This is a genomic window from Collimonas sp. (assembly GCF_044339385.1).
In the GTDB taxonomy this organism is placed as follows: domain Bacteria; phylum Pseudomonadota; class Gammaproteobacteria; order Burkholderiales; family Burkholderiaceae_D; genus Collimonas.
Genome location: NZ_JBIIVN010000068.1, coordinates 1 through 11,982, shown reverse-complemented (window position 1 = coordinate 11,982; position 11,982 = coordinate 1). Strand labels below are relative to the sequence as shown.

The 11,982-nt window shown below is 55.9% G+C and carries 13 protein-coding genes and 1 pseudogene; 6 read left to right on the top strand and 8 right to left on the bottom strand.

From position 1 onward, the window contains the following. A partial coding sequence (locus ACIQ0R_RS06820) for an ESPR domain-containing protein (protein ID WP_395825345.1) occupies positions 1–186 on the bottom strand: 186 nt, incomplete at its 3' end. Positions 187–696: 510 nt separating this feature from the next. Here ACIQ0R_RS06820 and ACIQ0R_RS06815 point away from each other — a divergent pair. Further along, complete coding sequence (locus ACIQ0R_RS06815) at positions 697–972, top strand: hypothetical protein (RefSeq protein WP_395825342.1); 276 nt, start codon at positions 697–699, stop codon at positions 970–972. Between the two features lie 71 nt (positions 973–1,043). Beyond that, positions 1,044–1,328: a hypothetical protein gene (locus ACIQ0R_RS06810; RefSeq protein ID WP_395825339.1), complete on the top strand. Its 285-nt coding sequence runs from the start codon at positions 1,044–1,046 to the stop codon at positions 1,326–1,328. Positions 1,329–1,360: 32 nt separating this feature from the next. On the opposite strand, the gene ACIQ0R_RS06805 is transcribed toward ACIQ0R_RS06810, so the two are convergent. The 4 genes from ACIQ0R_RS06805 to ACIQ0R_RS06790 form a co-directional block, all read right to left on the bottom strand. Next, a complete protein-coding gene (locus ACIQ0R_RS06805; RefSeq protein ID WP_395825336.1) occupies positions 1,361–1,561 on the bottom strand; it encodes a hypothetical protein in 201 nt (66 codons plus the stop codon). Between the two features lie 163 nt (positions 1,562–1,724). Continuing rightward, complete coding sequence (locus ACIQ0R_RS06800) at positions 1,725–2,171, bottom strand: prepilin-type N-terminal cleavage/methylation domain-containing protein (RefSeq protein ID WP_395825333.1); 447 nt, start codon at positions 2,169–2,171, stop codon at positions 1,725–1,727. Between the two features lie 112 nt (positions 2,172–2,283). Next, entirely contained in the window at positions 2,284–2,865 is a 582-nt protein-coding gene (locus tag ACIQ0R_RS06795; RefSeq protein ID WP_395825330.1) for a TMEM175 family protein, read from the bottom strand. A gap of 269 nt (positions 2,866–3,134) precedes the next feature. Beyond that, positions 3,135–3,620: an asparaginase domain-containing protein gene (locus ACIQ0R_RS06790; RefSeq protein WP_395825328.1), complete on the bottom strand. Its 486-nt coding sequence runs from the start codon at positions 3,618–3,620 to the stop codon at positions 3,135–3,137. Between the two features lie 264 nt (positions 3,621–3,884). On the opposite strand from ACIQ0R_RS06790, the gene ACIQ0R_RS06785 reads away from it, so the two are divergent. Beyond that, on the top strand, positions 3,885–4,637 hold the full coding sequence (locus ACIQ0R_RS06785; RefSeq protein ID WP_395825325.1) for an L-asparaginase: 753 nt from the start codon (positions 3,885–3,887) through the stop codon (positions 4,635–4,637). A 39-nt stretch (positions 4,638–4,676) separates the two neighbouring features. Here ACIQ0R_RS06785 and ACIQ0R_RS06780 read toward each other — a convergent pair whose 3' ends face one another. Beyond that, entirely contained in the window at positions 4,677–5,675 is a 999-nt protein-coding gene (locus tag ACIQ0R_RS06780) for a D-2-hydroxyacid dehydrogenase family protein (RefSeq protein ID WP_395825322.1), read from the bottom strand. A gap of 424 nt (positions 5,676–6,099) precedes the next feature. Here ACIQ0R_RS06780 and ACIQ0R_RS06775 point away from each other — a divergent pair, with 424 nt between their 5' ends. After that, positions 6,100–7,968 carry a phosphoenolpyruvate carboxykinase (GTP) gene (locus ACIQ0R_RS06775; RefSeq protein WP_395825319.1) on the top strand — a complete coding sequence of 623 codons (1,869 nt, stop codon included), beginning with the start codon at positions 6,100–6,102 and terminating at the stop codon, positions 7,966–7,968. A 54-nt stretch (positions 7,969–8,022) separates the two neighbouring features. Further along, a complete protein-coding gene (locus tag ACIQ0R_RS06770) occupies positions 8,023–8,430 on the top strand; it encodes a hypothetical protein (RefSeq protein WP_395825316.1) in 408 nt (135 codons plus the stop codon). A 262-nt stretch (positions 8,431–8,692) separates the two neighbouring features. Here the strand turns inward: ACIQ0R_RS06770 and ACIQ0R_RS06765 are convergent, their stop codons facing one another. Further along, entirely contained in the window at positions 8,693–9,016 is a 324-nt protein-coding gene (locus ACIQ0R_RS06765; RefSeq protein ID WP_395825313.1) for a hypothetical protein, read from the bottom strand. 397 nt (positions 9,017–9,413) lie between these two features. On the opposite strand from ACIQ0R_RS06765, the gene ACIQ0R_RS06760 reads away from it, so the two are divergent. Then, complete coding sequence (locus ACIQ0R_RS06760) at positions 9,414–10,379, top strand: LysR family transcriptional regulator (RefSeq protein ID WP_395825310.1); 966 nt, start codon at positions 9,414–9,416, stop codon at positions 10,377–10,379. Between the two features lie 256 nt (positions 10,380–10,635). Here the strand turns inward: ACIQ0R_RS06760 and ACIQ0R_RS06755 are convergent. After that, a pseudogene (locus ACIQ0R_RS06755) lies at positions 10,636–11,898 on the bottom strand (FGGY-family carbohydrate kinase); the annotation flags it as partial. Between the last annotated feature and the right edge of the window lie 84 nt (positions 11,899–11,982).

The following is an 11,982-nucleotide window of genomic DNA, read 5'->3' as shown; positions in this document are numbered from 1 at the left end:
GCGCCACTGTCTCGACAAGCCACATATCGATGCCAGGGAACGCAAGCTCGGATGTGTCGTCTCACTTGTGCTTGCCGCACTGCGCCGCTCGCCCCCACCTTGCTTGCCCGATGCGCTGGTTTTTTCCAATGCAACAACCCAGATGTTTAACCCGTGGCTCCAGATAACACGATAGATATGATTCATTTGTATCTCCGTTCTTGTAACACGAGAAACAATGGCATCACTTGGACCTGTTACGAAAACGCGCTATTGATAATTTGGCGCTTACAGGCTGTAGGCGTCGCACATCAAAAACTCCGCTGCAACACTCCCGCTGTGACGCGGCGGTCTGACAACTTGATCGGCACATGATGACCCCCTTCACTCTGACGACTTGCTACGAGAGCAGCGCTTCATCGGCAGCGCGTTGCGCAGAACCAGATCGGTAATACGACTTTGTATAAAAAAACGACTAGCGATTAACAGCAACCCGGATCACCATGAAAACCACCATGCCAACGCTGTCTTGCCATGCACATCTGATCGCCTGATGAATTACAAACTATGAATTGCAAACTTAATGAGACGTAAGGAAAAATTGAGCTGTAGATATAGCAGCGCGTAAAACAATGCTATGTGACAACGACTAAATACTCTCAAATAGAAAAGGGGTTGTATGTAAGATTAATCTCAAAATTATATCAGATAATTAACATGTCCCTGCCTTTCTTCAGCGCATTACCACCAGCCCCAGAATTTTCGCTGCCATATCCGGTTAGCCGTTGTAAGCCGCAGGCCTGCATCGATAAGGTGGTTACGGCAGAAGATGGTTGCGACAGAAGCCGACTCCAAGTGGCAGTGTCCGTCGACGCCCGCAGCCGAGATATTGTTGCTGCCATCGCCGTTTGTGTTGCGATTCAGATACAAACATCGTTGTTCATCATCAACGATGCCGAAAGCAAACGAAAACAAAGAACCGTTTTTAAATGATGTCAAATCCGAGCAGTCGTTCGAAGAACGACCTATGATGAATCGGTGTTCCTGAAAAACGAGGTGCCAATATGAACTGGCTTAATCGATTAGCGATGAAGTGCGTCCTGACCCCGGAGAAACTAGCCGAGAGGGAATTGGGCGATGCTCGCTTGGCGTTGTTTCAAGCCGAGCGGCAGTTACTTGAAGCGCAGATGAGAATCGATTACTACCGCAGCGTACTGACTTTCCTGGAAGCGATATCGACGAATGGGGTTGAACATGTTGCCGACAAACAGCGGCCACAAGGGCTGTCAGCGGTGCAACGGCCCTTGCGAATTCAACCTGATCTGGCAACTTTACGCCGCGCTGGCTGAAACGTATCAATCCTGCAGCAATCTTGTCGTTTTTATTTCACCGGTCGCTCGGTAAGGCTCTCGCGCCAATCGCCTGAATAGCCGAATGTCGGCGCGTGGACTTCCTGGGCGTACCAGAAATGCGTCCGCGCTTTGTATTCCGGTTCCATGAACCAGTGGGCATGGCCGCTGCCGTCCATGGCCCACCATCTTGCGCCTTTTGGCGCATGTCGCCAATCAACCTCGTGATACATGCTTGCCTCTTGATTCTTGATAATTGCAGTTGCAACCATGGGGCCCGGATGGGCCTTGATGGGCCTTGACCATTGCGTGCCGTTGCCAGCGCCGGAATCCGGCGTCAAAAATTAATACATACGGCCATTGACCATGTGCCCCAGGTCGGTCGTGCCGTCAACATCACTTACATAGCGCCGTGGCGATGCAGCCACTGCCGGTAATCGACCATTGCAAGGCACTATCGGCATCGCGTACTGTTGGCGTTGCGATATAGGTGTCGCTCGCAAGAATGCCGTCTTTCTCTTGCGGGACAACCGTCACGATGCCATTTCTGGTGGTCACGGAGGCGACGTAATTACCGGCATTGGCGGTGAGATCGGCGGGAACGCCGTTGCTGCCGCCATTGCAGCCGGCGACGGCGTTGAGTTGACGCGCGCAGACTGCAACCCCAACCTTGGCCATTGCCGCGGCCATGACGACAGCGGCGAATCTTTCCTTCCGTAAGTGGCCCTGATAAGCAGGTATGGTAGTCGCCGCGAGGATGCCGATGATCGCGACCACCAACATCAATTCGATCAGGGTATAGCCTGCTTTGATCACGGCAGGAAAACGATGTGCAGTTTGCATTTTCATCCCCTTCGGTTCGAGCGCAGTACGCTGCGTTCAACATTAGATAGATGGCATGCGCTTTTGTTCTTTCTTATTTTTCAGACCAGCTCTGTGCACGCTCTGGCCAGGCTTAGTCGTGAATCACTTTTTCAATGCGACGATCAGGGATCAGCCACATGATTGCCACCAGAACGTATATGCCCAGTGCCACCCAGCGGTTGACAAGGGAAAGTGGAATCGCGAGCGCGTAGGCAACAACCGAGAGTTTGCCCTTTTGATCGTTGCCGATGGCGAGCGCGAGTGCGAGTGCAGAATTCTCGCCACGCATGCGGATCAGGCTGCGGCTCAACATATAGTAGGCGATGCCGCACATCAACAGCACCACACCATACAGCGCGGTCGGCAGTTGCGCGAAGTGATTTTCGCCCATCCAGCCGGTAGCGAAAGGAATCAAGGAAAGCCAGAACAACAAATGCAGATTGGTCCATAGCACCGGACCACTAATCTTCTGCACCGCGTGCAGCATGTGATGGTGGTTGTTCCAGTAGATGCCGATATAAACAAAACTAAGGATGTAGCTGAGAAATACCGGATACGCCAACTGCAACGCGGCAAAATCAGTGCCATGCGGCACCTTCATCTCAAGCACCATGATCGTGATAATGATTGCGATGACGCCATCGCTAAACGCCTCCAGCCGATTTTTGCCCATTCGCAGCTCCCATTTTTTGTCAAAATAAAACGCTTTGAAAAAACATACTATCGCCATGGCGTTGACACCAGATGCGCCTCCGGACATGAAAATTGGGCGCATCTATGACGCTATTTGAGGGGCCTGTTTTGCTTTGCATCGTGCAGGCAAATATTCAGTATGAGCTTCCCTCGATTTTTCGTCTTCCAACAGGTGGCTTTTATGCCGCCTGTTGGAAGACGAAAAATCGAGGGAAGCTCAAACAGCAACAGCAACGGTAGCAGCAGCGATTACAGCGGCTCGAAAATGCCTGCCGCACGATTCTTTTCTACTTTGTCCCACGCAAAAATCTTGCCGTTCATCGCCACATAGACACCCGACGGCAACACTTGCGCGACGCCGCAGGCAAAGCCGAAATTGAACAGTGCATCGGAATTATCGATCGCGTACGGAATCATCGCGCCGGTCAGGACGATGGTCTTGTCGAGCGCGGCTGCGCCCAACACGGCGGCGGTATCACGCATGGTGTCGGTGCCATGAATGATCACGATCGCCGGTTCGCTGGCGTGCGCGCAGGATGCCAGCACGCGGCGGCGATCAATGTCCTGCATGTCGAGTGAATCGAGCAGCGGCAATTCTTCGAGCGCGATGTCGACGGTGATCCTGGCGCGCTGAATCACCTGCGGCAAATGACTGGCGGCAAAGGTCAATTTACCGGCGATCTCGTCGTAGTGTTTGTCGAAGGTGCCGCCGGTGGAGATGATGCGTAATGCCATGATATTTCATTTCCTTTTCTACAATTGTTGCCGCTCAATCGCCATGCCGACGATTTGCGCCGACGACGGCCGAACAGTAAAACAGTATAAATACCACGATCCGCGCTGCAGCCGCCAGCACGGCCGGCAATAAAGCTATCAGGGCTGGGCCGGCAACCGCCGACGCTGCATTTTTACGACAGATGAAAAAGCAGCGCTGCGGCTACACTGGTAGCATTTGATCTCGGCATGATCGCAACGTACACCATTTCCGACGCACGAAAAATGAAACCCATCGCACCCGGCACCGTTATTTTCCATCGCTATCGTGGCTATGGCGTCATCACCTCCGTCAACCTGCTGACCGGTTGGGTCGCGGCACGTTTCGGTAGCGAAGTGCGAACCCTTGATATGAACCTGTCATCCGACGAATTGCAACACGCCGATGGTGAGCCGATCCTGTTCCGGCGCGCACCGCCGGAGCGCATGCCGCATGCGCGCCTGATGGCGCTGGTGCGCGAGCTGCATCGTGCCGGTTATCAGCGTTTGTATCTGTACAACTGGCCCAAACCGTCCGGCCTGCATTGGCGCTGGCACCTGTTTTGCGGCCGTCGCAACTGGATGGAACGACCGTGGCGCGAGGGCTGGTATGGGTCCGGCGCCGACTACAATTTCAATCCGATCCTTGGCTGGGGCGACCAACCCGGCGCTTCGGCAGCCGAACTGGCAAGCGCGCTGGCGCAATTCGATCCGCCCGGCCTGGCGCAGGCATTGGGGCGCGATGAAGATCATAGCAACTGGTTTGCCGCCATCTGCGAGGCGTTGCTGCCCGACTATGCGTTTAGCCTTGGCTGGAGCGGCGGCACATTGCCGCAAAGCCTGCCGGTGATTGCGGTACGCAGCAATGTCGCCCCGTACAGCGGGCCGCCTTTGCCATGGCCGCCAGGCTGGAACGGCTTGTGGCACGACACCACACTGGCGGCACCCGCAGCCAGACTGAACAAGCTGATCTTACCGAACGATGCCGACGACGATTGAGTGCGCCCAGACTGCGAAGGGCGCTTATTCGGGCCCAGCCTACGATTTTTTTTGCAGCAAGGCACTTGGATTCAAAACATTCTTAGGCGTACCGCTGGCAAAGTCCATCACATTCTGGAACGCCGCACGGAAGTACAACTCATAACTATCCTTTTCCACGTAGCCCAGATGCGGCGTGGCGAGCACGTTGTCCATTTGCAGCAGCGGCGAGGCAGGCGGCAGCGGCTCGGTCTCATAGACGTCGAGCGCTGCATAACCCGGACGACCTTGCTGCAAAGCCGGCACCAACGCATCGCTGGCGACCAGTTCAGCGCGGCTGGTATTGACAAAAATGGCGCTCGGCTTCATTAACGCCAGGTCGGCGGCTTCGACGATGCCGCGTGTCGCATCGTTCAGACGCAGATGCAACGTCAGCACATCGGCTTGAGCGAAAAACTGTTGTTTCGAATCGGCTGCCTGATAGCCATCGAGGAGCGCCGCGGCGCGACTGGCGTCACGTCCCCAGACCACCACCCGCACGCCAAACGCCTTGCCATAACCGGCAATCAAGCGCCCGATTTTTCCATAGCCCCAGATCGCCAGGTTGCGTCCCTTGAGAACATTGCCGAGCACATTGTGTTGCGGCCGCGACGACACCATTTGCCATTGGCCCTGCTGCAGGTTGGCGACGTAACGCGGAATCCGGCGGCTGGCAGCCATGATCAGCGCCCAGGTCAGTTCGGCCGGCGCGGTGGGATCGCCGACGCCTTCCACGATGGCGATGCCACTCTCGGTTGCGGCTTGTACATCGATATGGCCGCTCACCTTGCCAGTCTGCGAAATCACTTTGAGGTTGGGTAGCTTTTGCAACAGAGCCTTTGAAAAAACGCTGCGTTCACGAATCAGTACCAGCGCCTCGAATGGTGCCAGCCGGATCGCTAACCGCCCGGTACCGCGGGCAGAATTGTTGAACACTTTCACCTCGTGGCCATCGAGCATCTTGAAACAATCGAGATGGCGGACGCTGTCTTGATAATCATCCAGTATGGCAATTTTCATGGCGACTTCCTGGTCGGGGAATGAAAGAAAAAAAGCTGAAAACGCTTAAAAAACGGGCTTTGCATAATAAAGCAACAGCATCCGGAAAACGGAAAACGGAAAACGGAAAATACCTTACTACAAAGGTTGGTCATTTTCACTACAAATCGGGTGTACAATCGCCCCACTTTTCCTGGACAACTTTTACAAAAGAGACAATATCAGCCTTCGCATTCGGTATCTGCCAGCAATAAAAGCCGCGCGAACTCTGATCTGAGCCACACCCATTATTTCATCTTCGCTGTGGTTGGTCATCTAGCGATAGCTTACTGACAGCGATTAGCATCACAGCAAAGCCAGAACCGCCTGGCAATCCAGTTGCCCGAGCGCCGCGCGCCGCACTGGAATGGAAAGATTTCTTTATTGGTATTGGAGGTAGTTTTTCATGAATCAACCACTGATGGGCGGCGTCGCCGCACTGAACGCACCGGCCTACGTCAAACAGCAAAAGCTGATCAACTGGGTTGCCGAAGTCGCAGCACTGACCAAGCCTGCACGTATCTACTGGTGCGATGGCTCGCAAGCCGAATACGATCGCCTGTGCGGCGAAATGGTGGCTGCCGGCACCATGAAAAAACTCAACCAGGAAAAGCGTCCGAACAGCTATCTGGCCTGCTCCGATCCGTCGGACGTGGCGCGCGTTGAAGACCGTACATTCATCTGCTCGACTAAGCAGGAAGACGCCGGCGCGACCAACAACTGGACCGATCCGGCCGAAATGCGCGGCACGCTGCATGGCTTGTTCGATGGCTGTATGCAAGGCCGCACCATGTATGTGGTGCCGTTTTCGATGGGCCCGCTGGGCTCGCCGATTGCGCATATCGGTGTCGAACTGTCCGACTCACCTTACGTCGCCGTTAACATGCGCATCATGACTCGCATGGGCCAAGCCGTGTGCGACGTGCTCGGCACCGATGGTGAATTTGTGCCATGCGTACACAGCGTCGGCGCACCGTTGGCAGAGGGCCAGAAAGATGTGGCCTGGCCTTGCAATCCAACCAAGTACATTGTCCATTATCCGGAAACCCGGGAAATCTGGTCCTACGGTTCCGGCTACGGCGGCAATGCGCTGCTCGGCAAGAAGTGCTTTGCATTGCGCATCGCCTCGACCATGGGGCGGGACCAGGGCTGGCTGGCTGAACACATGCTGATCCTCGGCGTCGAATCGCCGGCGGGCAAGAAACATTACGTGGCCGCGGCCTTCCCATCGGCTTGCGGCAAGACCAACTTCGCCATGCTGATCCCACCGAAGGGTTTCGAGGGCTGGAAAGTCACCACCATCGGCGATGACATCGCCTGGATCAAACCCGGCAGCGATGGCCGCCTGTATGCGATCAATCCGGAAGCAGGCTATTTCGGCGTGGCCCCGGGCACCAACGACAAGACCAACCATAACTGTATGGCTTCGCTGCGTGAAAACACAATTTTCACCAACGTGGCGTTGACCGACGACGGTGATGTCTGGTGGGAGGGCATGAGCAAGGAAGCGCCAGCGCACCTGATTGACTGGCAGGGCAAAGACTGGACGCCGGCAATCGCCAAGGAAACCGGCGCCAAGGCGGCACATCCGAACGCCCGCTTCACCGTTGCAGCAACCCAGAACCCGGTGATTGACGCCGCGTGGGATGATCCTGCCGGGGTGCCGATTTCCGCCTTCATTTTCGGCGGTCGCCGCTCCACCACAGTGCCGCTGGTCACCGAGGCGCGCAATTGGGTAGAGGGCGTCTACATGGCAGCCACGATGGGGTCGGAAACCACTGCCGCGGCAGCTGGACAGCAAGGCATCGTACGCCGCGATCCTTTCGCGATGCTGCCGTTCATCGGCTACAACATGAGCGACTACTTCCAGCACTGGCTGGCGCTGGGCGAGAAGCTGGCCGCACACGGTGAGCAGGGTGCCGCTGCGTTGCCGAAGATTTACTGCGTCAACTGGTTCCGCACCGATGCCGACGGCAAGTTTGTCTGGCCTGGCTTCGGCGACAACATGCGCGTGCTGAAGTGGATGCTGGATCGCCTCGACGGCAAGAGCGGGGGAGTCGAGCACCTGTTCGGCGTGACTCCGCGCTTTGCCGACCTGACCTGGGAAGGCCTGGATTTCAGCGAGCAGCAATTCGACCATATCACGTCGATCGACAAGGCTGCCTGGAAAGCTGAAACAGCGCTACACACCGAGCTGTTTGACAAGCTGAAGCATCATTTGCCGCAAGAACTGGTGGCGGTGAAACAAGCGCTGGAAAAGCAACTGGCTGACTAAACGCGGAGCCGCGCGGCACATAAAAACCGGCGTTGCTAGCGGTAATGGCGTTCAGTGAAGACTGAACGCCATTTTTATTTTTGTGAACTGGCTGGGCAGGTCATGATGCGCATGCCGAAAGTCCCTCAATCGCTGAGTTCGTTGAACGTGGGCACCAATGTGCCGAGCCTGCGCTGCCAAGTCAGCGCCGCCAATTCAGTTGCCGCAGCGTGGCATCCCCGACTAGGCGTCCCCGACTTGATACCCTCATCCTTCCGGCGCAGGCGGAAATCCATTTTAGTCATCCTGCTGCGCAATGTGGATCCCCGCGTTGGTCGGGATGACGATGTTTTGAGAACTCGCCACACAGTGCTGATGCAGCATCGTTTCAGATGCACATCAAGCAAAATGCCTGAATACATTACAGGCATTTTTTATGCGACATCATGCACGAAAATTCAGGCGAAAGCGCAACCCAAATAAGGACAAAAAAATCCCCGCTGCCAGTTCAGGCAGCGGGGTCAATCCTTCCATCGCAGGAAAGAGGAGACGTCAGAAATACGGCGGTGCAAAACGGCAGACAAATTTTTCTGCGCCAGTCTTGCGTACAATTCTTACAGGCAGTGCAAACCCATCCAGGCCAACACCCGCGTGCCTTACGCGCGCAGCCATTGGGTTAATGCTACAGTCGGATAACCGTCTTCGTCATGATAGATATATTGGTGCATCTGGTGACTCCTCGTCGTTAATCGCGGCCGGCCAGCAAACGCAGTTCGGCGGCCAGATTTGGCTGGCTGGCAGCATGATCGTTGGCCAGGCGACGCATCAATTGCTGCCCCATAAACTTACTGCGCGCAATGCGCTGGTCCAGCGACTTGCGCGGTTTAATCAACATCAGCGCTGCTCGCAACAGGCCCATCCAGAGCGGCTTGAAATAGACCATCAACGTTGCCGCCGCACCCAGCCCGAGCACCGGCCGCAACAGGTTCGCGGCAACGGCCAACAACGCCGACACGTCGAACAAGGCAATTTCAGCAGGTAGGGCAAGAGCAAGAGCAAATAAGGACATACAAACGACTTTTCATGGTGTTGTTGCATTGCAGTATATTCATTAAGAAGAAACCTATCCAATTCCGATTTTCGATATCAGTTATGTATTCTGCGAATAATATGACAGGCAATTGAAAACCAGCGGATCCACCGTCATTGTTGTTTTGCAGACGGTGTCAGCGCTGGCAGAGCCGATGCGCCGGACTTGGGGCAATAACGGATGCGATATCAGCATCCAATTTATATTTCAGACATAATCAAACTTGATATTGTTTTTTGCGGCGCTGCAATATTTATGTCCGACGCGCATTCTGTCATTGTGATTTCACATAACAGATATAATATTTATGAATATTTCTGTGGCAAAACGAATTGTTTCTGCATCTTATTAAAATAAAATTAACGATGAGCCGACCATGAGCTTTCTAACGCTTGATTTAAATTTGCTGCGCGTCTTCGATGCCGTTATGACAGAGCAAAACCTGACACGCGCAGCCAGCCGCCTGGCCATGACGCAGCCCGCCGTTTCCAACGCATTGAAGCGCCTGCGCGATACCCTCAACGACGAGTTGCTGATCCGCACCGCGCATGGCGTCAAGCCGACTCAGCATGCCGAGGAGTTATGGCCGGTAGTGCGGCGCGCGTTGACCGATCTGGAAACCGCCATCACGCCGGAGACGTTCGACGTCGCCCGCGCCCACACCACCTTTCAAATGGCCATGGCGGACGCTACCGCCGCCTTGTGGTTGCCGCCGCTGGTGCGTACCATCGAGCGCGAAGCGCCACAATTGAACATCCGCATGGTGCCGCTGACCACCCGCGATCCGCGCCAGATGCTGTTGCGCGGCGACGTCGATCTGGCAGTCGGCTTCTTCCCGGGCGTGGCGGCGCAGCTGGCTGGCGGTCAAACCACCAGCGCTTCGCCGATACACCACGAGCGGCTCTACACCGGCGAATATGTGTGCGTGATGCACAAGAACCATCCGCTGGCCAACCAGGTACTAACGCTGGACAACTACTGCGCTTCGCATCACTTGTTGGTCAGCTTCTCGGGCCGTGCCCATGGTCTGATCGATGAAACGCTGGCGGCGATGGGTCGTGAGCGGCGCATCCTGCTGACGGTCAACCAGTTTTTCACCGCCGGTCGCGTGGTCGCCAGTTCCGACCTGCTGACGGTATTACCACGCCATCTGATCGGCGCTACCGGCATGACAGACGTCCTGGTGGCACGCGAACTACCGTTTCCGACACCGGCGGTGCATGTCGACATGCTGTGGCACGAGCGCAATGTGCGTAACCCGGCTCACAAATGGCTACGCAACCACCTGAGCGCGACGGCACATGAAAAATTCAGTGTGATTGATCCGGAAGAGGAAGATTAACGGTTCTGGGCCAGAGTTCAAGAATCGCCGTAGTGCGACGAATGACACGATCCGTGCGACTTTGTCCTCAACCGTCCGTGCCAGGCAGTCGAATTCAACACAAACAAAACAAACAAAATAAAAGCCGAACAACAGCCGAATAACAGCCGAATAACAGCATAAAACCAGCTGTGCAGATGGCACTGCAAGAGACAATGGAAGAGACAATGCATTGCACTACGCGTGGGCAGATTTGCCCACGCTGCGGGTTACAGTCTCAAGCCTTCGAGCCCACCGCGCGCTGAAACTGCGACAACTGCCGATACTGCTGCTCTAACAGTTGCGGAATCGCTGCATAGATCGGCCACAGGCGCGCATAGAGCACGACATTGTCCGGATTCGGCAGATGCCGATGCGTCGCTCCCACCATGTCGGCGATCTTCTCCAGCGACTCTATTTTACCCAGCGCATACAAACCAAGAACGGCTGCGCCGAGACAAGACGATTCAACGCTCTCAGGCACCACGACTTCGCGATTAAAAATGTCCGCCATCATCTGCCGCCACAGAGCGGAACGGGCAAAGCCGCCGGTCGCCATCATACGTTGCGTGGGGCCGATCAAATCCTCGAGCGCCGGCAAGATGCTATACAAACTGAAAATCACCCCTTCCAGGGCGGCGCGAATCATGTGCGGCTTGCGGTGATGCAGCGCCAGACCGAAGAATGACCCGCGCGCGTCAGCATTCCACAACGGCGCACGCTCACCGGCCAGATAAGGATGGAATAACAAGCCTTCGGAGCCGGCGGCCACCGCTTCGGCGAGGCTAGTCAAGGCTTCGTATGCGTCCTGTCCGGCGGCGCTGGCGGCGGCGGCTTCGGCAGTGGCTAATTCATCACGGACCCAGCGGAAGATGCTGCCGCCATTGTTGGTCGGACCGCCGACCACCCAGTGCTTGTCGGTCAGCGCGTAGCAGAACGTGCGCCCGGATGGATCAGTCAGCGGCCTGTCGATGACCGTGCGCATCGCGCCTGAAGTGCCGATCGTCACCGCCACCTGGCCGGGGCCGATGGCGTTGACACCAAGGTTGGACAGCACGCCGTCATTGGCGCCGATCACAAATGGCGTAGTCGGCAACAATCCGAGTTGCCGGGCCACCGCAGGTTGCAGACCGCTGAGGCGGTGCGTGGTCGGCACCAGTTGCGACAGCTGATTGGCGTCAATGCCAAGCAGCCCAAGCGCACCAAGGTCCCAGTCAAGTTGCTGCAGGTTGAACAAACCGGTGGCAGAGGCGATCGAGTGATCGACCAGCCAAGTACCGAACAATCGATAGAAAACGTATTCCTTGATGCCAACGAAGCGCGCGGTGCGGGCAAACAGTTGCGGCTGGTCATGGCGTAGCCACATGATCTTGCACAGCGGTGACATCGGATGAATCGGGGTGCCGGTGCGCAAGTAGATCGCGCGTCCATCAAATTCGTCGCGTATCCGGTTGGCCCATTCACCAGCACGGTTATCGGCCCAGGTTGAGCTTCCCTCGATTTTTCGTCTTCCAACAGGTGGTTTTTATGCCGCCTGTTTTTCCTGATGTTGCTCAGTGAGCCAGTCATCTAAATACTGGCAGGG

Coding starts and splice junctions, on each gene's coding strand:
- ACIQ0R_RS06815 (WP_395825342.1), top strand. CDS start 697: ATGTCCCTGCCTTTCTTCAGCGCATTACCACCAGCCCCAGAATTTTCG.
- ACIQ0R_RS06810 (WP_395825339.1), top strand. CDS start 1,044: ATGAACTGGCTTAATCGATTAGCGATGAAGTGCGTCCTGACCCCGGAG.
- ACIQ0R_RS06805 (WP_395825336.1), bottom strand. CDS start 1,561: ATGTATCACGAGGTTGATTGGCGACATGCGCCAAAAGGCGCAAGATGG.
- ACIQ0R_RS06800 (WP_395825333.1), bottom strand. CDS start 2,171: ATGCAAACTGCACATCGTTTTCCTGCCGTGATCAAAGCAGGCTATACC.
- ACIQ0R_RS06795 (WP_395825330.1), bottom strand. CDS start 2,865: ATGGGCAAAAATCGGCTGGAGGCGTTTAGCGATGGCGTCATCGCAATC.
- ACIQ0R_RS06790 (WP_395825328.1), bottom strand. CDS start 3,620: ATGGCATTACGCATCATCTCCACCGGCGGCACCTTCGACAAACACTAC.
- ACIQ0R_RS06785 (WP_395825325.1), top strand. CDS start 3,885: ATGAAACCCATCGCACCCGGCACCGTTATTTTCCATCGCTATCGTGGC.
- ACIQ0R_RS06780 (WP_395825322.1), bottom strand. CDS start 5,675: ATGAAAATTGCCATACTGGATGATTATCAAGACAGCGTCCGCCATCTC.
- ACIQ0R_RS06775 (WP_395825319.1), top strand. CDS start 6,100: ATGAATCAACCACTGATGGGCGGCGTCGCCGCACTGAACGCACCGGCC.
- ACIQ0R_RS06765 (WP_395825313.1), bottom strand. CDS start 9,016: ATGTCCTTATTTGCTCTTGCTCTTGCCCTACCTGCTGAAATTGCCTTG.
- ACIQ0R_RS06760 (WP_395825310.1), top strand. CDS start 9,414: ATGAGCTTTCTAACGCTTGATTTAAATTTGCTGCGCGTCTTCGATGCC.